The sequence below is a fragment of the Variovorax sp. 01N425 genome (assembly GCF_056399465.1).
This window is the reverse complement of sequence record NZ_JBFTRJ010000013.1, coordinates 99,141-123,286: the sequence shown is the minus strand read 5'-3', so window position 1 is coordinate 123,286 and position 24,146 is coordinate 99,141. Positions and strand designations below refer to the sequence as shown.

Below are 24,146 nucleotides of genomic sequence, written 5' to 3'. Positions count from 1 at the left end.
CGGGCTTTTTCATGCCTGCTTGGCCAGCGTGCGCAGCGCCCGCCTGGCGATGTAGCGGGTGGCGGGCGTGTCCGATTCGGCCACCCAGCGCGCGCAGAGCCGGTCGACCCACTCGGGCTGGGTCTTGCTCGCATCGTTGAGCCAGTTGGCCACCGAGTTCTGCACATAGCGGCTGGCATCGGCCCGCAGCGGCGCGAGGAGCGGCAGCGCGCGCCAGGGCTCGGCCTTGAGCGCGTCGATCTGCGCGCACCAGACGCCGCGCGGGCGCGTGAGCTCGCTGGCAAAGCGGCGGATGTTCGGATCGGCATCGGCCGTCCACGGCTGCAGCAGCGCGAGCGACTCGTCGAGCGAGGCGATGACCGCGTCGCGCACTGCCATCCAGGCGATTTCCCGCACGCCGAAGTGCGGATCGGCGGCAAAACGCCGCACCGCCTCCAGCTGCGCCGCCAGCGGCAGGCCCGAAAGCGTGACCCACTGCGCGGCCCAGCAGCGCGCGACGTCGCTCGCGTGCGTGGCCAGCCGGTGGGCGACGGCGTCGCGCTCGGCATGCAGCGCCGCCAGGTCGTAGAGCGCGCGGGCAATGTGGCCGTGCCGCTGCATCGGCTTGAATGCGCCGAGCATGGCGATGGTGTCGGCCAGCCGCTCGCTGGCCGGATCGAGCCCGATGTGGGCCGCCACGCTGCGCGCGAGCCGCGGCAGCTCGAGCGCCAAGAATTCGTTGAGGTTGACGGTCTCGAGCAGCCCGTCGTTGAGCGCGCGCAGCACCTCGGGCGGAATGAGTGCGATGCGGAAGGCGCCCCGGCGCGCCTTCAGGTGCGCGACGGAGGCCAAGGCAAGGGCGGCGTCCATGGGCGCGCGGTCAGGACTTGAGCAGCGCCTTCACGTCCGACACCATCGGCGCCACGCCGGCGCCATAGCGCGCGTAGAGCCGCAGCCGGCCGTCGGTGTCGTAGACGAAGCTGGCGGCCGAATGGTCCATCGAGTAGCTCGTGGGAGTCTTGCCCTCGACCTTCTTGAAGTAGACCTTGAAGTCCTTGGCGACCTGGGCGAGCTGGTCGGCCGTGGGAATCAGCGCGACGAAGCCCGGGTCGAACGCGCCCATGTAGGCCTTGAGCACCTCGGGCGTGTCGCGCGCCGGGTCGACCGTGACGAACAGCACCTGCAGCTTGTCGCCATCGCTGCCGAGCTGCTGCTTGACCTGCGCCATCTCGGTCATGGTGGTGGGGCAGACGTCGGGGCACTGCGCGTAGCCGAAGAACAGCACGACCACCTTGCCCTTGAAGTCGGCCAGCGTGCGCAGCTTGCCGTCGGCATCCTTGAGCGAGAAGTCGCGGGCGTAGTCGGCGCCGGTGATGTCGACCGCATTGAAGCTGGGCTTGGCTTCGCTGCAGGCCGAAAGACCGAGGCCCAGGGTGGCGGCCATGCCAGCCCATCCCGCACCGCCGGCAATCAGTTTCAGGGCATTTCGCTTGTTCATGGGCACGGGCATTCGGTCAATCAGCGGAGGTAATGGTCGACGAGCAGTGCCGCGAACAGCACGCTCAAATGGATCAGCGAGAACCGGAAGGTCTTGCGCGCCAGCGCATCGGAGTAGTTGCGCCAGAGGGCGAAGGCATAGCCCGTGAAGCCGATGCTCACGCCCACCGCCACCGCCAGGTAGAGCCAGCCGCTCATGCCGTAGATGAAAGGCATCAGGCAGGCCGCGAACAAGATGAAGGTGTAGAGCAGCACCTGCAGCCGCGTGAACTCGTTGCCGTGCGTGACGGGCAGCATCGGCAGGCCGGCCTTGCGGTAGTCCTCGACGCGGTAGAGCGCCAGCGCCCAGAAGTGCGGCGGCGTCCACAGGAAGATGATCAGGAACAGGATCAGCGCCTCGGGGCCCACGTCGCCGGTCATCGCGGCCCAGCCCAGCACCGGCGGCATCGCGCCCGAGGCGCCGCCGATCACGATGTTCTGCGGCGTCAGCGGCTTGAGGATCACGGTGTAGATCACCGCGTAGCCGACGAAGGTGGCAAAGGTCAGCCACATGGTGAGCGGATTGACCTGGAACCAGAGCAGCGCCGAGCCGGCCGCGCACAGCAGCGCCGAGAACACCAGCGCCTGCAGGTCGCTGAGCTGCCCGCGCGCCGTGGGGCGCCAGGCGGTGCGCTTCATCTTGGCGTCGATGCCCTTCTCGACCAGGCAGTTGAACGCCGCCGCCGCACCCGCCACCAGCCAGATGCCGATGCAGGCCAGCACGGCGCGCTGCACGTCGGCCCACGAGGGCAGCCCGGGCACGGCCAGCACCATGCCGATGAGGGCGCAGAAAACGATCAGCTGCACCACGCGCGGCTTGGTCAGCGCATAGAACTGGCGCAGCACGTTGGCGGTGCTTGTCTGCTGCACGGAAATCGGCGTGCTCACGCGGCGGCCTCCCTCTGGTTGTTGTGTGGGGCGCCGGGCGCCTTGTCTGTCTCGTGTGCGATCGCGGCCACGGCCCCGCGGCGGCTCTCGCACAGCGCCCATGTCAGCACCACGGCCAGCGCGGCGGCGCCCCCGGTGTGCAGGACCGCGGCGACCAGCGGCCAGCCGAGCAGCACGTTGCCGAGGCCCGTGGCCAGCTGCAGCAGCGCGAGCCCCGCGAGCCAGCGCGCCTGCGGCCGCAGCGGCGGCGTGCGGCGCAGCTGCCACGCGAGCACGCCCAGCGCGGCGAACACGGCGTAGGCCATCAGCCGATGCACGTAGTGGATGGCGGTGAGCGCGGAAAAATCGAGCGGCACGCCGCTGCCGGTCACGCCCAGGTGGCGCCAGATCTCGAAGCCCTGGGCAAAATTCATCGGCGGCCACCAGCTGCCCTGGCAGGTCGGGAACTGGGTGCAGGCCAGCACCGCATAGTTGGTGCTGACCCAGCCGCCGAGCGCGATCTGCAGCAGCAGCAGGGCCGAGGTGGCGATCAGCCCGCTGCGCAGCGCAGGCGACACCGGCGTGGGCAGGCGGTCGGCGGCGGCCTGCCGGTAGCGCACCGCCTGGATGCACAGCAGCACCAGCAGCACCACGGCGCCCAGCAGATGCAGCGTGACGATCGCTGGAAAGAGCTTCCAGGTGACCGTGAGCGCGCCGAATGCGCCCTGCAGGCAGACCCAGGCCAGCGTGAGCGCGGGCCACCAGGCGCTGAGCGTGGCGTGCTCGCCGTCCGCCGGCGCGGGCGGCATGCGGCGCTGGCGCCGCCGCACGGCCCAGGTGGCGCCCGCCAGCGCGAGGATCAGCACACCGACGCCGGTGGCCAGGTAGCGGTGCACCATCTCGACCCAGGCCTTGCTGTGCGTGACCGGGCCGGTCGGCTGGGCCGACTGCGCCATGGCGATCTCGTGGCGCGCGCCCACCGGGCTCGCGTTGCCGTAGCAGCCCGGCCAGTCGGGACACCCCAGGCCCGAATCGGTGAGCCGGGTGAAGGCGCCGAACAGCGTGAGGTCGAAGGTGAGGAACAGCGTCAGCACGGTGAGCGCATGCAGCCGGCGCGCCGGACCGGCGCCCGCGTTGCGGCGCCACACCCACACCAGCGGGCCGAGCGCGATCAGCACGCCGGCAGCCATCAGCCAGGCGACGGGGGTGAGGTCGTAGAGCGAGCCGGTGTCCATCATGCGGTGCTAGCGGCCGGGCTCGTCCCAGGAGGCGGAGGCGCGCAGCAGGCGGTCGAGGTCGCGCTTGGCGCGGCTCGCGCCCGCGGCGTCCATGCGGGCCGGAAATCGCATCATCCAGTTGCCCATCGGATCGACCACGTACAGGTGCTCGGCCAGCCCATGGCCCGATGCTGGCGCGAGCCATTGGGCCAATTGCTGGGCCGGCACGCGCAGCACGGTGGCGCCGCGCAGGCCGTTGTCCAGCCGCGCCGGAACGGGCGCCGCATCGCTCACGAGCCAGACGCGGTCGAGCCGGTCCTTCTCGCGGCCCAGGCTCTCGCGCAGCTGGCGCTGCAGGTAGAGCTGCTGTTCGCAGAGCGCGTCGCAGGCCGCATCGGCCACCGCCACCAGCAGCCACTGGCCCTTGAGCGTGGCCAGGTCGACCGGCGCGCCGCTGCGGTCCGTGGTGGCGAGCACAGGCAGCGTGCGCTGCGGATCGATGAGCTCGCCGTAGACGCTGCGCCCCTCGGGCCGGATCACGTAGTAGGTGAAGTACGACGCGATGACGGGCGCGGCGCACATCAGCATCACGGCAATCATCTTCCAGCGCCCGGCCACCGTGCGGCGGCCCTCGGCACCGTCGAGCGCCTGGTTGGGCGACGGCATCGAGTGCACCGTCAGGCCCAGCGGTTCGTCAGAGGCTGCGTTCATCGCGTGCGCGGCGCCTCGAGCGGCGGTAGGGGGAAATGATTTGGAACCAGACATAGAGGATGACCACGAGGGCCGAAAGCCCGAACCACTGGAATGCATAGCCGTAGTGCTTCTCCAGACCCAGAGCGGGGGCCGGCCAGTCGCGCTGCAACCCCTCGGAAGCGGGGCCGGCCTGCTGCAGCGACACGTCGGTTCGCAGCGGCAGCTTGGTTTCGGCGCGGAACGCTTCCAGGTCGAGATTCTGCCGGATGGGCGAAGACCCCGCGGATTCCGGTGCCGAGGCGGCCGCGGCCGGCTTGCCGAGCTCGAACAAGTGGCCCGGCGGCGGCTCGATCAGGCCCGTGACCTCGACGATGCCCGGCGGCGTCTCGACCGCGCCCAGCTGCGTGCGGTCGTTGAAGTTGCGCTGCACCCAGCCGCGCTGGATCATCACGGCCTGGTCGCTGCCTTCCAGGGCGAACGGCGTCAGCACGTAGAAGCCCGGCACGCCATGCATCTGCCGGTTGTCCAGGTAGACCGTCTGTGGCGTCAGCCAGAGGCCGCGCAGCCGCACCGGCCGGTGCAGCTCGCCGGCCGGCGCCTCGAGCGCCAGGAACTCGGCCTGGGCCAGCGGCGGCTTCTGCTTCTGGGCCTCGATCTCGGCCTGCAGCGCCTCTTTCTGTGCGGCGCGCGACAGCTGCCAGCGGCCCAGCGACACCGTGGCGCAAAGGGCCAGCACGGCGGCCAGCGTGACCAGCAGGAAGCGGCCCCGCCTGGGCCTCTGGCGGGCGGAATGAAGGGGTTCCGGCGTCACTGGAGTGGATGAGGCGTGCGGCCGATAATCGGGGTCATGAAATATTTCGTCGCCCTGGTTTTCGTGGGCATCTTCGCGAGCCTTGCCTTTGCGCTCTTCTACATGCTGAAAGACGGGCGCAACGGGCGCGCCAAGAGCGGCGGCATGGCGCGCGCCCTCACCTTTCGGATCGGCCTGTCGGTGTTTTTGTTCCTCTGCATGCTGCTGGCCTGGAAATTCGGCTACATCCAGCCCACCGGGCTCCCGCTCGGCAAGTAGATGGTGCTCGTTCCACGAGAACCATGAAAAAGGCGCCTTCCGGCGCCTTTTTTTCTGCATGCCGCGGGGGTCGCTCAAAGCCAGTACACCAGCATGTAGAGGCCGAGCCACACCACGTCGACGAAGTGCCAGTACCAGGCCGCGCCCTCGAAGCCGAAATGGCGCTCCGGCGTGAAGTGGCCCTTCTGCAGGCGCAGCGTGATGAACAGCAGCATCAGCATGCCGATGAACACGTGCAGGCCGTGGAAGCCGGTCAGCATGAAGAAGGTCGAGCCGTAGGCGCCGGAGCTGAGCTTGAGGTTCAGCTCGGTGTACAGGTGGTGGTACTCGTAGCCCTGCACGCCCAGGAACAGCACGCCGAGCAGCACGGTGAGCCACATGAAGCGGATGGTCTGGGCACGATGGCCGGCACGCAGCGCGTGGTGGGCAATGGTGAGCGTCACGCCCGAGCTCAGCAGCAGCGCGGTGTTGATCGTGGGCAGCCAGAACGGGCCGACGGTCTGGAAGGGCTCGACGATGTCGGCCGGCGAACCGGTGGCGCCGGCTGCAACGCTGGGCCACACGGCCTTGAAGTCGGGCCAGAGCAGCGCGTTGTCCAGGCTGCCGAGCGCCGGCAGCGAATGGGTGCGGGTCCACCACAGCGCGGTGAAGAAGGCACCGAAGAACATCACTTCGGAGAAGATGAACCAGCTCATGCTCCAGCGGAACGAGAGGTCGATCTTGTGGCCGTACTGGCCGCTTTCGCTTTCGCCGATGGCGGTGCGGAACCACACGAACAGCGTGGCGAGCCACCCGACCATGCCCGCCAGCAGGGACCAGGCGCCCCACTGGTGGCCGTTGATCCATTGGGCCGCGCCGAGAATCACGAAGAACAGGCCGGTCGCGGCCATGACCGGAAAGGCCGATGGCCCCGGCACGAAGTAGTAGGGCGTGGCGCCGTGGGTGGTTGAACTCATATCAGCTCCTGGCTTTCTTTCTTCTCTCGATTCGATGGGTTCTGGATGTCGTGGGCCATGCGGACCGGTCTCAGGGCGCAACCACGTAGCGCACCAGCAGCACCAGGCCGACGATGAAAACGATGACCGCTGCAAAGGCCACCGCGATGATGTGCAGCGGGTTCAGCTTGGCCAGATCGTCCTGGTAGGCGCTTTTCTTGCGCACCCCGAAGAACGACCAGCACACGGCCTTCACCGTGTCCCACAGCGTGGCCTTGGGCGGCGTGTTCGGTGCGGTCACGAACGGGGCTCATGGGCAGCATTCGAAACAGCGGCCACCGGGGCCGCGGGCGTCTTGCCGCCGACTTCGAAGAACGTGTAGGACAGCGTGATGGTCTTCACGTCCCTGGAGATCTTCGGGTCGATCACGAAGGCGACGGGCCACTGCTTCTTCTCACCCGGGTCGAGCGTGTACTGGTTGAAGCAGAAGCACTCGAGCTTGTTGAAGTACGGCGCGGCCTGCTGCGGCGCATAGCTCGGGATGGCCTGCGCCGCCATGCGGCGGTTCTGCACGTTCTGGAATTCGTAGACCACGGTGTTGAGCTGGCCGGGGTGCACCTGAATCGTCCGCTCGGCGGGCTTGAAGTCCCAGAGGGCACCGCGCACGTTGGAGTCGAACTCGACCGTGATGGTGCGCGTGGTGTCGACCTGCGTGTTGTCGGGCACGCGCACGTTCTTGCCGCCGCTTGCGCCCCCCGGCACCTCGAGTTCGCTGAGCGCGAGGATGTTGATGCCGGTCATTTCGCAGATGGCGCGGTACAGCGGCACCAGGGCATAGCCGAACGCGAACATGCCGCAGGCCACCACGGCCAGCTTGCCGACCATGCGGACATTGGCGCGCTTGATGCGTTGACCGAGGCTCATGATGCGGGCGGCTCCCTTGGCTCGTGCTTCAGCGTCCGCTGAACCAGATCATGCGGACCAGGAATCCGAGAAAGAACAGCACGGCGATGGAGGCCAGCGTGAGCCCCATGCGGCGGTTGTTCCTTTTCTGTTCGGGCGTGGTCATCGTGGTCATGCAAGCCGGCGGCCGGTGCGGTTCAGCCGATCACCTTGGTGGCGGTCGCATCGAGCTTGGGCGGGTTCTCGAAGGTGTGGAAGGGCGCCGGCGACGGCACTTCCCACTCGAGGCCTTCAGCCGCTTCCCAGGGCTTCTGCGCTGCCTTCTCGCCCTTGCCGAGCATGGTCGGCAGCACGATGAAGAAGAAGAAGTACACCTGCGCCAGACCGAAGGCGAACGCACCCACCGAAGCCACCGCGTTGAAGTCGGCGAACTGCATCGGGTAGTCGGCATAGCGGCGCGGCATGCCCGCAAGGCCGAGGAAGTGCATCGGGAAGAAGGTGACGTTGAACGAGATCAGCGACCACCAGAAGTGGATCTTGCCGCGCGTTTCGTTGTACATCACGCCGGTCCACTTGGGCGCCCAGTAGTAGTAGCCCGCGAACATGGCATAGAGCGAGCCGGCCACCAGCACGTAGTGGAAGTGGGCCACCACGTAGTAGGTGTCCTGCAGCTGGATGTCGATCGGGGCGATGGCCAGGATGAGGCCGGTGAAGCCGCCCATCGTGAACACGAAGATGAAGCCCACCGCGAACAGCATCGGGGTCTCGAAGGTCATCGAGCCCTGCCACATGGTGGCGATCCAGTTGAAGATCTTCACGGCCGTGGGCACCGCGATCAGCATGGTCGCGTACATGAAGAACAGCTGGCCCGTGACAGGCATGCCGGTCGTGAACATGTGGTGCGCCCAGACGATGAACGACAGGATCGCGATCGACGAGGTGGCGTACACCATGGAGGCGTAGCCGAACAGCCGCTTGCGCGAGAACGCCGGCACGATCTGGCTGATGATGCCGAAGGCCGGCAAGATCATGATGTAGACCTCGGGGTGGCCGAAGAACCAGAAGATGTGCTGGTACATCACCGGGTCGCCGCCGCCGGCGGGGTTGAAGAAGCTGGTGCCGAAGTGGCGGTCGGTCAGCGTCATGGTGATGGCGCCTGCGAGCACGGGCATCACGGCGATCAGCAGGTAGGCGGTGATGAGCCAGGTCCAGCAGAACATCGGCATCTTCATGAGCGTCATGCCGGGGGCGCGCATGTTCAGGATGGTGACGATGATGTTGATCGAGCCCATGATCGACGAAGCGCCCATGATGTGCATCGCGAAGATGCCGGCGTCCATCGAGGGGCCCATCTGCAGCGTGAGCGGCGCGTAGAGCGTCCAGCCCGCGGCGGGCGCGCCGCCGGGCATGAAGAACGAGCCCACGAGCATCAGCGCGGCGGGGATCAGCAGCCAGAAGCTGAAGTTGTTCATGCGCGCGAACGCCATGTCGGATGCGCCGATCTGCAGCGGGATCATCCAGTTCGCGAAGCCGACGAAGGCCGGCATGATGGCGCCGAACACCATGATCAGGCCGTGCATGGTGGTGAACTGGTTGAACAGCTCGGGGTTCACCAGCTGCAGGCCGGGCTGGAACAACTCGGCGCGGATCAGGAGCGCAAGCACGCCGCCCACCATCAGCATGGTGAAGCTGAACAGCAGGTAGAGCGTGCCGATATCCTTGTGGTTGGTGGCGAACACCCAGCGGCGCCAGCCGGTGGGCGCTGCGTGGTGCTCGTCGTGTGCGTGGCCGTCGTGGGCGTGACCGTGGGGGTCGAGGACTGCACTCATTTCGTTGTTCCTTGCAATTTCTTCGTCGCGGGGCGCTTGGACGCGGTCACTTGCCGCGCAGGGCCAGAACTTCGGCCGGCTGCACCAGCTGGCCCGTCTTGTTCGACCAGCTGTTCTTGGTGTAGGTGGCAACGGCCGCGAGGTCGGTGTCGCTCAGCTGCTTCCAGGAGGGCATCGCGCCATTGTTCTGGCCATTGAGCAGCACCGTGAGCTGCACCTTGTGGTCGGTGTCGAGCACCTTGGGGCTGGCGTCCAGCGGCTTGATCGGGCCGGCGCCCTTGCCGTTGGCCTGGTGGCAGGCCGCGCAGTTGGCTGCATAGACCTTCTCGCCGCGCGCCAACATGTCGGGCAGGGTCCAGACCTTGCTCGGATCGTCGAGCTTGGCCGCGGCTTCCTTGCGCTTGCCATCGACCCAGGCCGTGTAGTCGGCGGCCGAGACCACCTTCACGTGGATCGGCATGTAGGCGTGTTCCTTGCCGCAGAGTTCCTGGCACTGGCCGTAGTAGTCGCCCACGGTCTCGGCGCGGAACCAAGTGTCGCGCACGAAGCCGGGAACCGCGTCCTGCTTGATGCCCAGCTGGGGCACGGCAAACGCGTGGATCACGTCGTTGGCGGTGGTGATGATGCGCACCTTCTTCTGGACCGGCACCACCATCGGGTTGTCGACCTTGAAGAGGTAGTCGTCGGGCATGGCGCCCTTGGCACCGGCGTCGGACATGGCGCGCTGCGAGCTGTCGAGCGTGGAGATGAAGGCCAGGCCCTCGCCTTCGCCGTTCAGGTAGTCGTAGCCCCACTTCCACTGGTAGCCGGTGGTCTTGATGGTGAGGTCGGCGTTGGTGGTGTCCTTCTGGGCCACCAGCACCTTGGTGGCGGGCAGCGCCATCACGATCACGATGATGAAGGGCACGATGGTCCAGATGACCTCGACCACCACCGATTCATGGAAGTTGGCCGCCTTGTGGCCGACCGACTTGCGGTGCTTCCATATCGAATAGAACATGACCGCGAACACGGCAACGAAGATGACCGTGCACAGGATCATCATCACCGTGTGCAGGAAATGCTGTTCCTGCGCAATCTTGGTGACGCCCAGCGGAAGATTCAGCTGGCGCACCGAGGGGCCGCCGGGCAGATCGTTGACTGCGTGCGCCGCGCCGCTGAAAGCCGCGCCGGCCGCCAGCAACAGATTCGCCGGCCTGTACTTATTGCGCCAAATGCTCTTCATCGTGTTCACGTTTCTTCAATTTTTTTCAACAAACCCAACCGTGCAGCGCCGCGCGAGCCCTCAGGCGCCACGCAACGCCATGCGAATCTCGCGCGCCAATGCGGCTCGCAACTCCGGGCGTACATAGCGCCCCACCCTGACCGATCGACCCTGACCCGAGACCTCGATCAGCGAACGATCGCTGGCCTGCGGTTCGATCCGCACCTGGTGCGGCAGAAATTCCGTGCGCTCGTAGTCACCACCGTTCTCGAGCTCCACCACCAGCCGGCCGCCCTGCAGCGCAATCCGTTCTCCATCGGTTGCGTGCCGTGCGTACAGCATGAACGCGAAACCCACCGCGGCCAGTTCGAGCCAGGCAAAAGGCAGAACCAGCGGCGCACCGAGCATCCAGAAGACCGCGCCGATACCGAGCGATACCACGCACAGCGAGGCGTAGAGCCAGCCCAGCTGGCTCGGCGTCACCGAGCAATTGCGCTTCAGGAACCAGTGGATGTTCTGGCCTGAAACGGTGGCAAAACGAAACACGGAATTCGACACGGGCGAGTTCAGCAAATCGGTGCGTCGACGGCTGCCCAACCCCTTGTCTCCACAGGATCGGACAGACCTCGTTCGCGGAACACTACCCGCGAGTTTCACGCAACGGCGGATTGTAGCGGGTAGACACAGGCGCCCGGTCGCGGATGCGCGGCTGGCCGGGCGCGCCGCTCAGGCGCCCGGCCGCCCGCGCTGCAGCATCGAGCGCATCTCGCGCAGCGACACCGCGCTCTCGGCCGAAAGCGCCACGCGCGGCGCGGGCTTGAAGGCATGGCCGTAGATGACCTCGAAGGTCAGTGCGATGCGCCCGCCGCCCTCCTGCGCCGGCGCCAGTTCGGGCAATGCGTGCTTGAGCGCCTGGTGCCATGCCTTGCCGCGAAGCGCCGGGAAGCGCGCCGGATGCAGGTTGCGCCCGAGCGTGCGCAGCTCGGCCAGTGCCGCTTCGGGCGTGGCCCAGGTGAGCACGATGCGTTCCATGTCCATCACCGGCTCGGCGAAGCCGGCATGCACCAGCATGTCGCCCCAGTCGTGCATGTCGGTGTATTCGTGGCCCGCGGCCGGCCAGCCCAGGCGCGCGTGCAGCGCCCGCAGCTCGCGCACCGTGTCGGGGCCCAGGCACGAGAACATCAGGAAGCCGTCGGTCGCCACCAGCCGGTGCCAGCGCGCGATGAGCGCCTCGGGGTCGGCCGCCATGTGCAGCGACATGTTGGCCCAGAGCAGGTCCACGCCGTCTTCCGACGGTGCGTCGAAGCGCAGCTTGCTGCCCTGCCAGCGTCGCGCGCTCCACCAGGGCGCGGCCAGCGCCTCGCCGGCCGCGGCGGCCAGGTTTGCTTCGGGTTCGATCACGAAGCAGGCGGCTTCGCGGTAGCGCCGGGCCACCAGCTCGTGCGCCTCGAGGCCGCCGCGCAGTGGCGCCCAGTCGGCCCAGGTGCGCGGCTGCGCCTTGATCCATTGCAGCCGGTCTTCCATGCGGCGGCCGATTTCCTCGTGCAGCCAGGGCGAGCCGTCGGCAGGCGCGAGCCGGCTCCAGCGCGCGGCCGCCGTGGGATCGATGGTCGGCGGTCTTCTTGCGGGGTCGGTGGCCATGGGGCCGTGAGTATATTGAGCCCATGTTCAGCCGTTGGGCCGACCGGCCTTTGACCTCTCTGCTCGCACGGCTGCCCAGCCAGTGCGAGGTGTGCCGCGCCTGGCCGTCGCGCCGCATCTGCGATGCCTGCGTGGCGCGCTTCGCGCCGCCGGCCGCGCGCTGCGGCAGCTGCGCCCTGCCGGTGCCCGAGGGCGTGGCGCGGTGCAGCGAATGCATGCGCGATCCGCCGCCGCTCGATGCCTGCTTTGCAGCCTGCGCCTATGCGTGGCCCTGGCCCGATTGCATCGCTCAATTCAAGTTCCACGGCGAAGCCGGCTGGGCCGGGCCGCTCGCCACGCTGATGCGCAGCGTGCCGTGGGTGGAGCCGGCGCTGGAGCAATGCGACCGGGTGCTGCCCATGCCGATGGCGCCGGCCCGGCTGCGCGAGCGCGGCTTCAACCAGGCGCTCGAACTGGCGCGCCGGCTCGCGCCCGCCAAGACCGACGCGGCGCTGCTGCTGCGTACCCGCGAGACGCCCGCGCAGAGCGGCCTCGCGCGCGCCGAGCGCCTTGGCAACCTGCGCGGCGCCTTCGCGGTGGAGCCCTTGCGCGCCCACGAGCTGCAAGGCCGGCGCGTGGTGCTGGTCGACGACGTGATGACCAGCGGCGCCTCGCTGTTCGCGGCCGCCGCGGCGCTGCGGCTGGCGGGCGCGGCGCATGTCACGGCCCTGGTGTTCGCGCGCACCGATCCGCCGCATTGAGCACCGCGACAATCGGCGCATGTTCCATATCGTCCTGGTCCAGCCCGAAATCCCGCCGAACACGGGCAACGTGATCCGCCTTGCCGCCAACACCGGCTGCACGCTCCACCTGGTCGAGCCGCTGGGTTTCTCGATGGACGACCGCCTGCTGCGCCGCGCCGGGCTCGACTATCACGAATACGCCGAAGTGAAGCGCCACGCCGGCTGGCAGGCGCTGCTCGAGGCCGAGCGGCCGGCCGCCGAGCGCATGTTCGCGCTCACCACGCGCGGCACGCGGGCCGTGCACGACGTGCGCTTCCAGCCGGGCGACTGGCTGGTGTTCGGCTCGGAGACCAGCGGCCTGCCGCCTGCGGTGCGCGAGGGCTTTGCCGAACCGCAGCGCCTGCGGCTGCCGATGCGCGAAGGACAGCGCAGCCTGAATCTCTCGAATGCCGTGGCGGTGACCGTCTTCGAGGCCTGGCGCCAGAACGGCTTCGGCTGAGCAAAGGCCTCAGCGGTAGCGGCGCACCACCGATTCGGCCACGCAGGCCGGCTTGGCCGCGCCTTCGAGCTCGATCGTGGCTTCCCAGGTCATCTGGATGCCGTCGTCGGCGATCGGCTCCGCCGTGAGCAGCTTCATGCGCGCGCGCAGCCGCTTGCCCACCGGCACCGGCGACATGAAGCGCACCCGGTTCAGCCCGTAGTTCACGCCCATGCGCGACTCGACCACATCGAGTGCCGTCTCGAAGAAGCGCGGCAGCAGCGACAGCGTGAGGAAGCCATGGGCGATCGGCCCGCCGAAGGGCCCGGCCTTGGCGCGCTCGACGTCGACATGGATCCACTGGTGGTCGCCCGTGGCCTCGGCGAACTGGTTCACCTGCGCTTGCGTGATGGTGATCCAGTCGCTCACGGCAACTTCCTGGCCGACGCAGGCCGCAAGATCCTGGAGCGTCTGGAATGTCTTTTTGGTCATGCGGGGCATTCTGGCGCGAAGGCCGGCGGCGCGGCTGTCGGCCTTGCGACAGCCGCGATCCTCAGCCTTCGAGCCAGTCGCAGATCGGCTGCCACTGCGCCAGGTCGCGCTGCACCCGGCCCGGCGCGATGTCGAACAGCGTGAGCCCGCGCGCCGCGAGCTGCACGTAGTTCTGGGTGTCGCGCAGTTCGCCCAGCACCGGCACGCCAAGGCTGGCGATGAACTCGTGCAGCCGGTCGGCCGCCAGGGTGCGGGCGTTCACGCGCATGCCCACGAGGCTGATCTTCGTCTTTTCGGCGCGGCGCTGCTCCTTCAGCCGGTCGAGGAAGTCGCGCGTGGCGTAGATGTCGAAGATGCTCGGCTGCAGCGGCACGATCACCCGGTCGGCCAACGCCAGCACCTCCTTGAAGCGCCAGCCGTGCAGGCCTGCGGGGGTGTCGAGCACCGCATGCGTGGTGCCGCGCGGCGGCCGCACCACGGCGCTGTCGCCGGTGGCTTCCCAGGTGGCGATGGCCCGCGCCTGCGGCGGGCGCAGGCCCAGCCAGAGGCGCGAGGACTGCTGGCGGTCCACGTCGCCCAGCATCACCGCATGGCCGCGGCTCGCAAAGTAGCCCGCAATGTTGGTTGCGAGCGTCGATTTGCCCACGCCACCCTTGGGATTGGCGACCAGAACCACCGGCATAGCATCTCCTCCAGAGCTGGAAACCTCCGCATCGTAGCGACACGGGATGCGTTCGGCCCCGGCAAGCGCCAAACCTGCGCTATGTTCGCGGCATGACGACAACAACCTCGGCCGCCGGCGACACCGGCGGCATCTACGTGCTCGCGGCCCATCCGCACTGGCGCGACTCGCGCGTGAACCGGCGCATGCTGGCCGCCGCGCGCGGCGTGCCGGGGGTCGATGTCAACGACATCTACGGCAGCTACCCGGACTTCTCGATCGACGTCGAGGCCGAACACGCCCGGCTCGCCAGGGCCAGCCTGGTGGTGCTGCTGCACCCGATCCAGTGGTATTCGATGCCGGCGCTGCAAAAACTCTGGCTCGACGACGTGCTCAGCTACGGATGGGCCTACGGCCCCGGCGGCACGGCCCTGCAGGGCAAGGACTGCTGGCTGGTCGCCACCACGGGAAGCCCCGAGGCGAGCTACCACCCCCAGAGCTACCACCGCTATTTCTTCGACGCCTTCCTGCCGCCCTACGAGCAGACCGCGGCGCTGTGCGGCATGCGCTTCCTGCCGCCGCTGGTCTTGCACGGCGCGCGCAGCGCCGCGGAGGACGAGGTGGCGGCACACGTCGAGGTGTTCGCCCAGCGGCTCGGCAGCTACCCGCAATGGCCCGAGCTCGAGGAGCTCGACGCCTGCGTGGCCTGCCCGGTGCCCGAAACCGACCGCCCGGCCGAAGCCGATGGCCTGGACGAGGCGGCGTCCGCCGCCAACGATGAACAGAACAACGAAAAAGGCATGGCCTGAGCATGGAACACGCACCCGCCTGGCTGACCAACAGCCTGATCTACCTGGGCGCCGCCGTGCTGGTGGTGCCGCTGTCCAAGGCGCTGGGCCTGGGCTCCATCATCGGCTACCTCGTGGCCGGCATCGCGATCGGCCCGTGGGGGCTCGGGCTCGTCTCCAGCGTGGAGGACGTACTGCATTTCGCCGAATTCGGCGTGGTGCTGATGCTGTTCCTCGTGGGCCTGGAGCTCGAACCCAAGCGCCTGTGGAACCTGCGCCGGCCGATCTTCGGCTGGGGCACCGCGCAGGTGCTGAGCTGCGCCGCGGTGCTGTTTGCCGTCGGCTTTGCCGCGGGCGTGGCGTGGCGGGTGGCGCTGGTGGCGGCGCTCGGCCTGGCGCTGTCTTCCACCGCCATCGCGCTGCAGGTGCTGGGCGAACGCAACCTGCTGAAGACCCCGAGCGGCCAGGCGGGCTTCTCGATCCTGCTGTTCCAGGACGTGGCGGCCATCCCGATCCTCGCGCTGCTGCCGCTCTTGGCCGGCGCCACGGCGGCCGAGCAGTCGCTCAGCGGGCTGGACCGCACGCTCGAGGGCCTGAAGATCGTCGGCGTGATCGCCGGCATCATCCTCGGCGGCCGGCTGGCCCTGCGTCCGCTGCTGCGCTGGATCGCGCGCAGCAACACGCCCGAGATCTTCACCGCCGCGGCGCTGCTCCTGGTGGTGGCCATCGCCGCGCTGATGCAGTTCGTGGGCCTGTCGATGGCGCTGGGCGCCTTCCTTGCCGGCGTGCTGCTGGCCGAGAGCGAATACCGGCGCGAGCTCGAGACCGACATCGAGCCCTTCAAGGGCCTGCTGCTGGGCCTGTTCTTCATTGCCGTGGGCATGTCGATCAACTTCGGCGTGCTGATCGCGAGCCCCGGGCTGATGGCGCTGCTGGTGGTCGGCTTCATGGCCATCAAGCTGGCCGTGATCTACGCGCTGGCCAAGGCCATGGGCCTGGCCTACCAGGAGCGGCCGGTGTTCACGCTGCTGCTGGCGCAGGGCGGCGAGTTCGCGTTCGTGGTGTTCCAGGCCGCGGGGCCCGACGTGCTGCCGCCCGAGACCACCTCGCTCCTGATCGGCGCGGTGGCGCTGTCGATGCTGCTGTCGCCGCTCCTGCTGGTGCTGCTCGACAAGTTCGTGCTGCCGCGCTACAGCCGCAGCAACGGCACGCAGCTGGAGGAAATCTCGGAGCAGCAGGACGCCAAGGTGCTGATCTGCGGCTTCGGGCGCTACGGCCAGATCGTGGGCCGCATGCTGATGTCGCAGGGCCTGCGCGTGACGGTGCTCGACCACGACGCCGACACCGTCGAAGGCCTGCGCCAGTTCGGCTTTCGCGTGTTCTACGGCGACGCGACGCGGCTGGACCTGCTGCGCACCGCGGGCGCCGGCACGGCCAAGGCCATCGTGGTGGCGGTGGACGACATCGAGCAGTCGCTGGAGATCGTCGACCTCGTGAAGGAGCACTTTCCGAAGGCCCGCATCATTGCGCGGGCGCGCAACGTGAACCACCTGTTCCAGCTGCGCGACCGCGGCGTGACGGACGTGGAGCGCGAAGTGTTCGAGTCGTCGCTGCGCAGCGCGCGCACCGCGCTCGAGGCGCTGGGCTGGCCGGCGCACGAGGCGCGCGAGTCGGCCATGCGCTTTCGCCGCCGGAACCTCAAGCTCAGCGACGAGATGTACCCGCACTACAAGGACCGCGCCCAGCTGATCGCGGCCAGCAAGGCCGGCCGCCAGCAGTTCGAGGAACAGATGGCGCGCGAACGCGAGGAACGGCAGCGCCGCTCGGGCCTCGACTGGGACCTGATCGAGGAAAAGGAAGAGGCGGACGCGTAGCCCGGCGCTGGGCCCCGCCTCCGGGCGCTCAGCCCTCCAGCTTCAGCAGCCTGACCGCATTGCCCTTCAGGATGCCCGGCATCACCTCGGGCTTGAAGCCGGCCGCCTCGAAGTCCTTCATCCAGCGGTCGGGCGTGATCAGCGGGTAGTCGCTGCCGAACAGGATGCGGTCCTTCAGCAGCGTGTTGGCGTACTGCACCAGCTGCTTCGGAAAGTACTTGGGGCTCCAGCCCGACAGGTCGATCCAGACGTTGGGCTTGTGCGTGGCCACGCTCAGCGCCTCGTCCTGCCACGGGAAACTGGGGTGCGCCATCACGATCTGCATGTCGGGAAAGTCGATGGCCACGTCGTCCAGGTGCATCGGGTTGCTGTACTCCAGCCTGAGGCCCCCGCCGCAGCGCATGCCCGAGCCGATGCCGCTGTGGCCGGTGTGGAAGATGGCCGGCAGCTTGTGCTCGGCAATCACCTCGTACAGCGGCCAGGCCATCTTGTCGTAGGGGTGGAAGGCCTGCACCGTCGGGTGGAACTTGAAGCCCTTCACGCCGTGCTCCTCGATGAGCCGGCGCGCCTCGCGCGCACCCATCTTGCCCTTGTGCGGATCGATGCTCGCGAAGGCGATCATCATGTCGCTGTTCTTCTGCGCGGCTTCGGCGATTTCCTCGTTCGGGATGCGGCGGCGGCCCATGTTCGATTCGGCGTCGACCATGAACATCACCAGCCCGATCTTGCGTTCGCGGTAGTAGGCCACGCTCTCGGCAATGGTGGGCCGGCCGCTGGAGCCGAAGTACTTGTCGGCGGCGCGGTCGTATTCCTCGCCGTAGTTGTCGAACGGGTTCCAGCAGCTCACTTCGGCGTGGGTGTGGATGTCGATGGCGATCAGGTTCTGGTGGTCCATGTCGTTGTCTCCAGTACGGGTAAGTCCCTAGGGATCGGGGGTCTCAAGTGCCTTGAATTGATTATTTATCATAACCATAATCCAACTCACACACGAATGCAATCATGACCAATCCCGACCTCCAACTCGACATCCGCGACGACGTGGCCATCGTCCGCCTGACGCGCGGCGCCAAGCGCAACGCGCTCTCGGACGGCCTGATCCTCGCGCTGCGCAACACCTTCGAGACGCTGCCTTCCACGGTGCGCGCCGCGGTGCTCGACGGCGAGGGCCCGCACTTCTGCGCCGGCCTCGACCTGAGCGAGCTGAAGGAGCGCGACGCCGGCCAGGGCATGCAGCACTCGCGGCTGTGGCACAGCGCGCTCGACCTGGTCCAGCACGGCCCGGTGCCGGTGATCGCAGCGCTGCACGGCGCGGTGGTGGGCGGCGGCCTCGAGCTGGCGAGCGCCTGCCACATCCGCGTGGCAGACCGCAGCACCTTCTACGCGCTGCCCGAAGGCTCGCGCGGCATCTTCGTGGGCGGCGGCGGCTCGGTGCGCATTCCCAAGCTGATCGGCGTGGCGCGCATGACCGACATGATGATGACCGGCCGCGTCTACAACGCCGAGGACGGCGAGCGCGCCAACTTCGCGCAGTACCTGGTCGACGAAGGCGCGGCCTTCGACAAGGCCTTCGAACTTGCCAAGCGCGTGGCCACCAATGCGCCGCTGACCAACTACGCGCTGATGCATGCGCTGCCGCGCATTGCCGAGCAGTCGGCCGACCACGGCTTCTTCACCGAGGCGCTGATGTCCGGCATCGTGCAGAACGCGCCCGAGGCCAAGGCGCGCGTGCGCGACTTCCTCGAAGGCCGCGGCGCCAAGGTGAGCAAGGAATGACCACCATCCGATACCGTCCGCTGGCCTTCGGCGTCACGCGCGCCGTGCTGCGCGAAGGCGCGCCGGGCACGCAGTACCTGAAGGCCGAGACGCCGCTCGCGCCCTACCGCGACCGCATGACCGACCGCCTCGCGCACTGGGCCGAGCAGGCGCCCGAGCGCACCTTCATCGCCCGCCGCGAACGGCTGGCCGACGGCAGCACCGGCGACTGGCAGCGCGTGAGCTACGCCGAGGCGCTGCAGAAGGCGCGCAGCATCGGCCAGGCCCTGCTCGACCGTGGGCTGGATGCGGAGCGCCCGGTCGCGATCCTCAGCGAGAACGGCATCGAACATGCGCTGATGGCACTCGGCTGCCTCTATGCGGGCGTGCCGTACTGCCCGGTGTCGCCGCCCTACTCGATCGTGAGCCAGGACTTCGAGAAGCTGCGCCATGTGCTGGACACGCTCACGCCCGGCCTGGTGTTCGCCGCCGATGCCGCGCGCTTCGGCCGCGCCATTGCCGCCGCCGTGCCCGCCGGCACCGAAGTCGTGATCGCCGAAGGCGCGATCGAAGGCCGCGACGCCACCGCGTTCGATGCGCTGGCCGCCACGCCGGCCACGCCCGCCATCGATGCCGCGATGCGCGCGACCGGCCCCGACACCATCACCAAGTTCCTCTTCACCTCGGGCTCCACCAAGATGCCCAAGGCGGTGATCAACACGCACCGCATGTGGTGCGCCAACCAGCAGCAGCTGCGCCAGTCGATTCCCGCCCTGGGCGAGGAGCCGCCGGTGCTGGTCGACTGGCTGCCCTGGAACCACACCTTCGGCGGCAACCACAACGTGGGCATCGTGCTGGACAACGGCGGCACGCTCTACATCGACGACGGCAAGCCCACGCCCGGCGGCATGGCCGAGACCCTGCGCAACCTGCGCGAGATCGCGCCCACCATCTACTTCAACGTGCCGACCGGCTTCGAGGCCATCGCGCACGCCATGGAAACCGATGCGGTGCTGCGCCGCAACTTGCTGTCGCGCGTGAAGATGTTCTTCTACTCGGGCGCCGCGCTCTCGCAGCCTGTGTGGGACAGCCTGCACAAGACGCAGGAGTCCGAAGTCGGCGAGCGCATCGTGATGGGCACGGGCCTCGGCATGACCGAATCGGGTCCGTTCGCGCTCTACGTCACGGGGCCCGAGGTCAAGTCGGGCGACGTGGGCCTGCCCGCGGCCGGCATCGAGCTCAAGCTGATCGAGGTCGACGGCAAGACCGAGGTGCGCTACCGCGGCCCCAACATCACGCCCGGCTACTGGCGCGCGCCCGAGGCCACGGCCGAAGCCTTCGACGACGAGGGCTTCTTCTGCACCGGCGACGCGGTGAAGTGGATCGACGAGTCGAACATCCACCGCGGCCTGCGCTTCGACGGCCGCATCGCCGAAGACTTCAAGCTCGCCACCGGCACCTTCGTGAGCGTCGGGCCGCTGCGCGCCAAGATCATCGCGGCCGGCGCGCCCTACGTGCAGGACGCGGTGCTGACCGGCATCAACCTGAAGGAAGTCGGCGCGCTGGTCTTTCCGACGCAGAAGGTGCGGGAGCTGGCCGGCCTGCCCGAAGGCGCCACCATGCAGCAGGTGCTCGAAAGCGCGCCGGTGCAGGCGCACTTCCAGCAGGTGGCCAACGCGCTGGCGGCCATGGGCACCGGCAGCGCCAACCGCATCGCGCGGCTGCACCTGATGGCCGAGCCGCCTTCCATCGACAAGGGCGAAGTGACCGACAAGGGCTCCATCAACCAGCGCGCCGTGCTCAAGCACCGCGCCGGGCTCGTCGAGGCGCTGCATGCCGACACCCTGCCCTTCACCCTGAAGCCCCGCTGAACCACCACCCGAGGAGACATACACCATGAAGATCGAAGGACAAGCCGCACTCGTGACCGGCGGCGCATCGGGCCTGGGCGAAGCCACCGCGCGCGAACTCGCGCGCCTGGGCGCCAAGGTGGCGGTGCTCGACCGCAATGCGGAGCTCGCCCAGAAGGTGGCCGCGGAGATCGGCGGCGTCGCGTGCGTCTGCGACATCACCGACACCGAGAGCGTCAATTCCGCGCTCGACAAGGCCGCCGCCGCCCACGGCACCGCGCGCATCCTGATGAACGTGGCGGGCATCGGCAGCGCCAAGCGCATCGTCGGCAAGGACGGCAATCCGGCGCCGCTCGAAGACTTCGTGCGCGTGGTCAACATCAACCTGGTCGGCGGCTACAACATGGCGCGCCTCTTTGCGGCACGCTGCGCGAAGCTCGAAGCGCTGGACAACGGCGAGAAGGGCGTGATGCTCTTCACCGCCTCCGTCGCGGCCTTCGACGGCCAGGTGGGCCAGCAGGCCTACAGCGCCTCCAAGGGCGGCCTCGTGGGCATGACGCTGCCGATGGCGCGCGACCTCGCGCAGCATGCGATCCGCGTCTGCACCGTGGCGCCAGGCCTCTTTGCCACGCCGCTCCTGATGGAGCTGCCCGAGGCCGTGCAGCAATCGCTGGCCGCATCGATCCCGTTTCCGCCGCGCCTGGGCAAGCCTTCGGAATTTGCCGAGCTGGCCTGCCACATCGTGACCAACGGGCACCTGAACGGCGAAGTGATCCGCCTCGACGGCGCGCTGCGCATGGCGCCGCGCTGATTTTCAGCCCCAGCAAACAGAGAGCCCCGCAAGGCAAGGAGACAACACCATGACCAACAGACGCCAATTCGTGCAGGCACTCGGCGGCGCAGCCGCGTTCGGCGCCCTGCATCCGCTTGCCGCACTCGCCCAGGCCGTGCAGCAGGCCAAGATCTACTACGGCTTTCCGGCCGGCAGCGCGGGCGACAGCGTGGCGCGCCGGGTGGCCGAGAAGCTGGGCGACACGCCCTATTCGAAGATCAACGCGGTGGTCGAGAACAAGCCCGGCGCGGGCGGGCGCATTGCGCTCGACACGCTCAAGGGCTCGCCGGCCGACGGCTCGGTGCTGTGCCTCGCGCAGGCTTCGGCGCTGTCGACCTACCCGCACATCTACACCAAGCTGAGCTACAGCCTTGCCGATTTCGCGCCGGTGTCCATCGGCGCCGTGATGACGCACGGCCTGGCCGTCGGCCCGATGGTGCCGGCCAGCGTGAAGACGCTGAAGGACTACATCGCCTGGGCCAAGGCCAACCCCGGCCAGGCCAGCTACGGCTCGCCGGGCGCGGGCTCCACGCCGCACTTCCTGGGCGCGCTGCTGGGCCTGAACACCGGCACCGACCTGCGCCACGTTCCCTACCGCGGCTCGCTGCCGGCCATCAATGACGTGGTGGGCGGGCAGATCGCCTCGAGCATGACGCCCGTGGGCGACTACCTGCCTTTTGCCAAGGCCGGCAAACTGCGCGTGCTCGCCACCTCCGGCGCGCAGCGCGCGGCCTACCTGCCCGACGTGCCCACCTTCACCGAACAGGGCTTTCCGGAAATCGTCGCCGACGAATGGTTCGGCTTCTTCGCGCCGGCCAAGACGCCCGCCGCCGTCATTGCCACCGCGAGCACGGCGATTCAGGCCGCGCTCAAGGACAAGGCCGTGGCCGAGGGCCTGCTGTCGGTCGGCCTGGTGGCCCACGGTTCCTCGCCCGAGGACATGAAGAAATCGCTCCAGTCCGAATACGAGCGCTGGGGTCCGCTGGTCAAGAAGATCGGCTTCACCGCCGAGTCCTGACGCACCCATGGATTACCGCCCCCGCCCCGAAGACAGCCGCTTCATCCTGAACGCGGTGCTCGACGCACCTTCGAAGCTGCGCGCCCTCGCGCCCTTCGCCGAGGTCGACGAAGCGCTGCAGCAGCAGGTGCTCGAGGAAGCGGGCCGCTTCGTGGCCGAGGCGGTGGCGCCCATCAACCGCGGCGGCGACGAGACCGGCTGCCGCTTCGCCAACGGCGAGGTCGCCACGCCGCCCGGGTTCCGCGAGGCTTACCAGGCCTTCGTCGATGGCGGCTGGCCCAGCTTGTCGGCTGCGCCTGAAGACGGCGGCCAGGGGCTGCCGGCCGTGCTCGAAGCCATCCTCTACGAATGGCTGAGTGCGGCGAACCACGGCCTCACGATGGCACCGGGCCTGCTGCACGGCGCCTATGCCTGCCTCAAGCACCATAGCAGCGGCGAACTGAAGGCGCGCTACCTGTCGAAGATCGCCACCGGCGAATGGCTCGCCACCATGTGCCTGACCGAAGCCCATGCAGGCAGCGACCTGGGCCAGGTGCGCACGCGCGCCACGGCGCAGGCCGACGGCAGCCTGCGCGTGAACGGCGGCAAGATCTTCATCTCGGGCGGCGAGCACGACCTCACGCCCAACATCGTGCACCTGGTGCTGTGCCGCATGCATGGATCGGAAGTACAGGCGCCCGCCGGCCCCAAGGGCCTGTCGCTGGTGCTCGTGCCCAAGCTGCTGCCGGACGGCACGCGCAATGCGGTGCACTGCGAGCGCATCGAGGAGAAGATGGGCCTGCACGGCAGCCCCACCTGCACGATGCGCTTCGACGACGCCACCGGCTGGCTGGTCGGCGAGCCGGGCCGCGGCCTGGCCGCGATGTTCGTGATGATGAATGCGGCGCGCCTGCATGTGGCGCTGCAGGGCATCGGCCTGCTCGACGCCGCCTGGCAGAAGGCCGACGCCTATGCGGCCGAGCGCCGCCAGATGCGCGCGCCCGGCGCCGTGCCCGCCAGCCGCGGCAGCGAGGCCGCGGACCTGATCGCCGAGCATCCCGCGATCCGCCGCATCCTCGACACCCAGCGCGCCTGGATCGACGGCGCGCGCACGCTCGCCTACCGCAGCGCGCTGATGCTCGACGTGGCCGCGCACGATGCCGATGCCAAGGCGCGCGAACGCGCGCAGCGCTGGTGCTCGCTGGTCACGCCCGTGCTCAAGGCCGCGTGCACGCAGCAGGCCTTCCATGGCGCGAGCGAATGCCTGCAGGTGTTCGGCGGCCACGGCTACGTGCGCGAATGGGGCATCGAGCAGATCGTGCGCGACGCGCGCGTGACCATGATCTACGAGGGCACCAACGAGATCCAGGCCATCGACCTGCTGGTGCGCAAGGTGCTGCCCGACGGCGGCGCCGCCATGTCGGCCGTGCTGCTCGAACTGCGCGACACGCTCGACGCCTCGCGCGACGCCGATGCCGACGTGCAGCGCCGGCTCGCGCAGCTGCGCTACCTGGGCACCACCATCGCGATGGCCGCGCAGGCCAACCCCGTGCTGCCCTACGAAGTGGCCGACGATTACCTGCGCGCGGTGATGCTCGCGATGCTGGCCTGGGCCTGGGCGCGCATCGATGCGGCCGAGGCGCCAGAGGCCGAGCGCGTGGCCCGGGCCGGCCCGGCGGCGGCGCTGCGGCGCTGGGTGCTGCCCGAATTCGACATGCGGCTGGCCATCGTCAAGCGCGCCTGCGAAGGTGTCGCCATGACGCACCACGCCGCAAAAACCCCGGCCGCCGCGCGCTGACGAAGCCCGGCCGGGCCGGCCACGAGTTA

General features: G+C 68.7%; 27 protein-coding genes. 10 read left to right on the top strand and 17 right to left on the bottom strand.

Translation table 11 applies throughout. The features are described from left to right. Positions 1 to 9: 9 nt before the first annotated feature. The 6 genes from AC1DSC_RS22960 to AC1DSC_RS22935 are packed head-to-tail and all read right to left on the bottom strand — an operon-like array spanning position 10 to position 5,103. Positions 10 to 849, bottom strand: a complete 840-nt coding sequence (locus tag AC1DSC_RS22960) for a DNA alkylation repair protein (RefSeq protein WP_436287925.1) — start codon at positions 847 to 849, stop codon at positions 10 to 12. A 10-nt stretch (positions 850 to 859) separates the two neighbouring features. After that, entirely contained in the window at positions 860 to 1,477 is a 618-nt protein-coding gene (locus AC1DSC_RS22955) for an SCO family protein (protein ID WP_208856269.1), read from the bottom strand. Between the two features lie 20 nt (positions 1,478 to 1,497). Beyond that, positions 1,498 to 2,403 (bottom strand): heme o synthase, encoded by a 906-nt coding sequence (cyoE, locus tag AC1DSC_RS22950; protein WP_015867152.1) that lies wholly within the window; start codon positions 2,401 to 2,403, stop codon positions 1,498 to 1,500. Further along, a complete protein-coding gene (locus AC1DSC_RS22945; protein WP_278877744.1) occupies positions 2,400 to 3,620 on the bottom strand; it encodes a COX15/CtaA family protein in 1,221 nt (406 codons plus the stop codon). Before AC1DSC_RS22945 ends, cyoE begins: the two co-directional genes overlap by 4 nt. Before the next feature lie 6 nt (positions 3,621 to 3,626). Beyond that, a complete protein-coding gene (locus tag AC1DSC_RS22940; RefSeq protein ID WP_018906711.1) occupies positions 3,627 to 4,310 on the bottom strand; it encodes a hypothetical protein in 684 nt (227 codons plus the stop codon). After that, a complete protein-coding gene (locus AC1DSC_RS22935) occupies positions 4,294 to 5,103 on the bottom strand; it encodes an SURF1 family protein (protein WP_062365519.1) in 810 nt (269 codons plus the stop codon). Before AC1DSC_RS22935 ends, AC1DSC_RS22940 begins: the two co-directional genes overlap by 17 nt. 36 nt (positions 5,104 to 5,139) lie before the next feature. Here AC1DSC_RS22935 and AC1DSC_RS22930 point away from each other — a divergent pair, with 36 nt between their 5' ends. Beyond that, positions 5,140 to 5,361, top strand: a complete 222-nt coding sequence (locus AC1DSC_RS22930; protein ID WP_015867156.1) for a twin transmembrane helix small protein — start codon at positions 5,140 to 5,142, stop codon at positions 5,359 to 5,361. Between the two features lie 74 nt (positions 5,362 to 5,435). Here AC1DSC_RS22930 and AC1DSC_RS22925 read toward each other — a convergent pair whose 3' ends face one another. The 8 genes from AC1DSC_RS22925 to AC1DSC_RS22890 form a co-directional block, all read right to left on the bottom strand. Further along, positions 5,436 to 6,317, bottom strand: a complete 882-nt coding sequence (locus tag AC1DSC_RS22925) for a cytochrome c oxidase subunit 3 (RefSeq protein WP_062365518.1) — start codon at positions 6,315 to 6,317, stop codon at positions 5,436 to 5,438. Positions 6,318 to 6,387: 70 nt separating this feature from the next. Then, the gene (locus AC1DSC_RS22920) at positions 6,388 to 6,597 is read right to left on the bottom strand and encodes a DUF2970 domain-containing protein (protein WP_015867158.1); all 210 of its coding nucleotides are present in this window, start codon (positions 6,595 to 6,597) and stop codon (positions 6,388 to 6,390) included. Continuing rightward, positions 6,594 to 7,220: a cytochrome c oxidase assembly protein gene (locus tag AC1DSC_RS22915; RefSeq protein ID WP_018906709.1), complete on the bottom strand. Its 627-nt coding sequence runs from the start codon at positions 7,218 to 7,220 to the stop codon at positions 6,594 to 6,596. Before AC1DSC_RS22915 ends, AC1DSC_RS22920 begins: the two co-directional genes overlap by 4 nt. Before the next feature lie 28 nt (positions 7,221 to 7,248). Beyond that, the gene (locus AC1DSC_RS22910) at positions 7,249 to 7,365 is read right to left on the bottom strand and encodes a cytochrome oxidase small assembly protein (protein ID WP_208856271.1); all 117 of its coding nucleotides are present in this window, start codon (positions 7,363 to 7,365) and stop codon (positions 7,249 to 7,251) included. A 31-nt stretch (positions 7,366 to 7,396) separates the two neighbouring features. After that, complete coding sequence (ctaD, locus tag AC1DSC_RS22905) at positions 7,397 to 9,028, bottom strand: cytochrome c oxidase subunit I (RefSeq protein WP_015867161.1); 1,632 nt, start codon at positions 9,026 to 9,028, stop codon at positions 7,397 to 7,399. A gap of 46 nt (positions 9,029 to 9,074) precedes the next feature. Then, a complete protein-coding gene (gene coxB, locus AC1DSC_RS22900; RefSeq protein ID WP_015867162.1) occupies positions 9,075 to 10,253 on the bottom strand; it encodes a cytochrome c oxidase subunit II in 1,179 nt (392 codons plus the stop codon). 60 nt (positions 10,254 to 10,313) lie between these two features. Next, complete coding sequence (locus AC1DSC_RS22895) at positions 10,314 to 10,790, bottom strand: DUF2244 domain-containing protein (RefSeq protein WP_015867163.1); 477 nt, start codon at positions 10,788 to 10,790, stop codon at positions 10,314 to 10,316. Between the two features lie 168 nt (positions 10,791 to 10,958). Continuing rightward, on the bottom strand, positions 10,959 to 11,873 hold the full coding sequence (locus tag AC1DSC_RS22890; RefSeq protein WP_436287927.1) for a class I SAM-dependent methyltransferase: 915 nt from the start codon (positions 11,871 to 11,873) through the stop codon (positions 10,959 to 10,961). A 23-nt stretch (positions 11,874 to 11,896) separates the two neighbouring features. Here AC1DSC_RS22890 and AC1DSC_RS22885 point away from each other — a divergent pair, with 23 nt between their 5' ends. Both AC1DSC_RS22885 and trmL read left to right on the top strand, forming a co-directional pair. Continuing rightward, positions 11,897 to 12,613: a ComF family protein gene (locus AC1DSC_RS22885; RefSeq protein ID WP_278877748.1), complete on the top strand. Its 717-nt coding sequence runs from the start codon at positions 11,897 to 11,899 to the stop codon at positions 12,611 to 12,613. Between the two features lie 19 nt (positions 12,614 to 12,632). Beyond that, complete coding sequence (gene trmL, locus AC1DSC_RS22880; protein WP_015867166.1) at positions 12,633 to 13,094, top strand: tRNA (uridine(34)/cytosine(34)/5-carboxymethylaminomethyluridine(34)-2'-O)-methyltransferase TrmL; 462 nt, start codon at positions 12,633 to 12,635, stop codon at positions 13,092 to 13,094. A gap of 9 nt (positions 13,095 to 13,103) precedes the next feature. Here trmL and AC1DSC_RS22875 read toward each other — a convergent pair whose 3' ends face one another. Together AC1DSC_RS22875 and AC1DSC_RS22870 are read right to left on the bottom strand one after the other, a co-directional pair. Beyond that, a complete protein-coding gene (locus AC1DSC_RS22875; RefSeq protein WP_436287928.1) occupies positions 13,104 to 13,574 on the bottom strand; it encodes a MaoC family dehydratase in 471 nt (156 codons plus the stop codon). Between the two features lie 52 nt (positions 13,575 to 13,626). Beyond that, on the bottom strand, positions 13,627 to 14,247 hold the full coding sequence (locus AC1DSC_RS22870) for a ParA family protein (RefSeq protein WP_062365515.1): 621 nt from the start codon (positions 14,245 to 14,247) through the stop codon (positions 13,627 to 13,629). Between the two features lie 92 nt (positions 14,248 to 14,339). On the opposite strand from AC1DSC_RS22870, the gene kefF reads away from it, so the two are divergent. Both kefF and kefC read left to right on the top strand, forming a co-directional pair. Continuing rightward, positions 14,340 to 15,035, top strand: coding sequence for a glutathione-regulated potassium-efflux system oxidoreductase KefF (gene kefF / locus AC1DSC_RS22865; RefSeq protein WP_015867169.1), 696 nt, complete (start codon positions 14,340 to 14,342; stop codon positions 15,033 to 15,035). A gap of 2 nt (positions 15,036 to 15,037) precedes the next feature. Continuing rightward, a complete protein-coding gene (gene kefC / locus AC1DSC_RS22860) occupies positions 15,038 to 16,888 on the top strand; it encodes a glutathione-regulated potassium-efflux system protein KefC (RefSeq protein ID WP_478131926.1) in 1,851 nt (616 codons plus the stop codon). Between the two features lie 28 nt (positions 16,889 to 16,916). Here kefC and AC1DSC_RS22855 read toward each other — a convergent pair whose 3' ends face one another. Further along, positions 16,917 to 17,783: an amidohydrolase family protein gene (locus AC1DSC_RS22855; protein ID WP_319439442.1), complete on the bottom strand. Its 867-nt coding sequence runs from the start codon at positions 17,781 to 17,783 to the stop codon at positions 16,917 to 16,919. Between the two features lie 104 nt (positions 17,784 to 17,887). Between AC1DSC_RS22855 and AC1DSC_RS22850 the strand changes: the two genes are divergently transcribed. The 5 genes from AC1DSC_RS22850 to AC1DSC_RS22830 are packed head-to-tail and all read left to right on the top strand — an operon-like array spanning position 17,888 to position 24,117. Continuing rightward, positions 17,888 to 18,661: a crotonase/enoyl-CoA hydratase family protein gene (locus tag AC1DSC_RS22850; protein WP_436287930.1), complete on the top strand. Its 774-nt coding sequence runs from the start codon at positions 17,888 to 17,890 to the stop codon at positions 18,659 to 18,661. After that, positions 18,658 to 20,511: a feruloyl-CoA synthase gene (locus AC1DSC_RS22845; RefSeq protein WP_436287931.1), complete on the top strand. Its 1,854-nt coding sequence runs from the start codon at positions 18,658 to 18,660 to the stop codon at positions 20,509 to 20,511. The genes AC1DSC_RS22850 and AC1DSC_RS22845 overlap by 4 nt, the downstream gene beginning before the upstream one ends. 25 nt (positions 20,512 to 20,536) lie before the next feature. Next, a complete protein-coding gene (locus AC1DSC_RS22840) occupies positions 20,537 to 21,301 on the top strand; it encodes an SDR family NAD(P)-dependent oxidoreductase (protein WP_436287932.1) in 765 nt (254 codons plus the stop codon). 49 nt (positions 21,302 to 21,350) lie between these two features. Beyond that, entirely contained in the window at positions 21,351 to 22,340 is a 990-nt protein-coding gene (locus tag AC1DSC_RS22835; RefSeq protein ID WP_436287933.1) for a Bug family tripartite tricarboxylate transporter substrate binding protein, read from the top strand. 7 nt (positions 22,341 to 22,347) lie between these two features. Continuing rightward, positions 22,348 to 24,117 (top strand): acyl-CoA dehydrogenase family protein, encoded by a 1,770-nt coding sequence (locus AC1DSC_RS22830; RefSeq protein WP_436287934.1) that lies wholly within the window; start codon positions 22,348 to 22,350, stop codon positions 24,115 to 24,117. Positions 24,118 to 24,146: the final 29 nt, after the last annotated feature.

Excerpts from the sequence above, each read along its gene's own strand:
- AC1DSC_RS22960 (WP_436287925.1), bottom strand. The coding sequence starts at position 849 with ATGGACGCCGCCCTTGCCTTGGCCTCCGTCGCGCACCTGAAGGCGCGC.
- AC1DSC_RS22955 (WP_208856269.1), bottom strand. The coding sequence starts at position 1,477 with ATGAACAAGCGAAATGCCCTGAAACTGATTGCCGGCGGTGCGGGATGG.
- AC1DSC_RS22945 (WP_278877744.1), bottom strand. The coding sequence starts at position 3,620 with ATGATGGACACCGGCTCGCTCTACGACCTCACCCCCGTCGCCTGGCTG.
- AC1DSC_RS22940 (WP_018906711.1), bottom strand. The coding sequence starts at position 4,310 with ATGAACGCAGCCTCTGACGAACCGCTGGGCCTGACGGTGCACTCGATG.
- AC1DSC_RS22930 (WP_015867156.1), top strand. The coding sequence starts at position 5,140 with ATGAAATATTTCGTCGCCCTGGTTTTCGTGGGCATCTTCGCGAGCCTT.
- AC1DSC_RS22925 (WP_062365518.1), bottom strand. The coding sequence starts at position 6,317 with ATGAGTTCAACCACCCACGGCGCCACGCCCTACTACTTCGTGCCGGGG.
- AC1DSC_RS22915 (WP_018906709.1), bottom strand. The coding sequence starts at position 7,220 with ATGAGCCTCGGTCAACGCATCAAGCGCGCCAATGTCCGCATGGTCGGC.
- AC1DSC_RS22910 (WP_208856271.1), bottom strand. The coding sequence starts at position 7,365 with ATGACCACGCCCGAACAGAAAAGGAACAACCGCCGCATGGGGCTCACG.
- ctaD (WP_015867161.1), bottom strand. The coding sequence starts at position 9,028 with ATGAGTGCAGTCCTCGACCCCCACGGTCACGCCCACGACGGCCACGCA.
- coxB (WP_015867162.1), bottom strand. The coding sequence starts at position 10,253 with ATGAAGAGCATTTGGCGCAATAAGTACAGGCCGGCGAATCTGTTGCTG.
- AC1DSC_RS22890 (WP_436287927.1), bottom strand. The coding sequence starts at position 11,873 with ATGGCCACCGACCCCGCAAGAAGACCGCCGACCATCGATCCCACGGCG.
- AC1DSC_RS22885 (WP_278877748.1), top strand. The coding sequence starts at position 11,897 with ATGTTCAGCCGTTGGGCCGACCGGCCTTTGACCTCTCTGCTCGCACGG.
- trmL (WP_015867166.1), top strand. The coding sequence starts at position 12,633 with ATGTTCCATATCGTCCTGGTCCAGCCCGAAATCCCGCCGAACACGGGC.
- AC1DSC_RS22875 (WP_436287928.1), bottom strand. The coding sequence starts at position 13,574 with ATGCCCCGCATGACCAAAAAGACATTCCAGACGCTCCAGGATCTTGCG.
- AC1DSC_RS22870 (WP_062365515.1), bottom strand. The coding sequence starts at position 14,247 with ATGCCGGTGGTTCTGGTCGCCAATCCCAAGGGTGGCGTGGGCAAATCG.
- kefF (WP_015867169.1), top strand. The coding sequence starts at position 14,340 with ATGACGACAACAACCTCGGCCGCCGGCGACACCGGCGGCATCTACGTG.
- kefC (WP_478131926.1), top strand. The coding sequence starts at position 15,038 with ATGGAACACGCACCCGCCTGGCTGACCAACAGCCTGATCTACCTGGGC.
- AC1DSC_RS22855 (WP_319439442.1), bottom strand. The coding sequence starts at position 17,783 with ATGGACCACCAGAACCTGATCGCCATCGACATCCACACCCACGCCGAA.
- AC1DSC_RS22850 (WP_436287930.1), top strand. The coding sequence starts at position 17,888 with ATGACCAATCCCGACCTCCAACTCGACATCCGCGACGACGTGGCCATC.
- AC1DSC_RS22845 (WP_436287931.1), top strand. The coding sequence starts at position 18,658 with ATGACCACCATCCGATACCGTCCGCTGGCCTTCGGCGTCACGCGCGCC.
- AC1DSC_RS22840 (WP_436287932.1), top strand. The coding sequence starts at position 20,537 with ATGAAGATCGAAGGACAAGCCGCACTCGTGACCGGCGGCGCATCGGGC.
- AC1DSC_RS22835 (WP_436287933.1), top strand. The coding sequence starts at position 21,351 with ATGACCAACAGACGCCAATTCGTGCAGGCACTCGGCGGCGCAGCCGCG.
- AC1DSC_RS22830 (WP_436287934.1), top strand. The coding sequence starts at position 22,348 with ATGGATTACCGCCCCCGCCCCGAAGACAGCCGCTTCATCCTGAACGCG.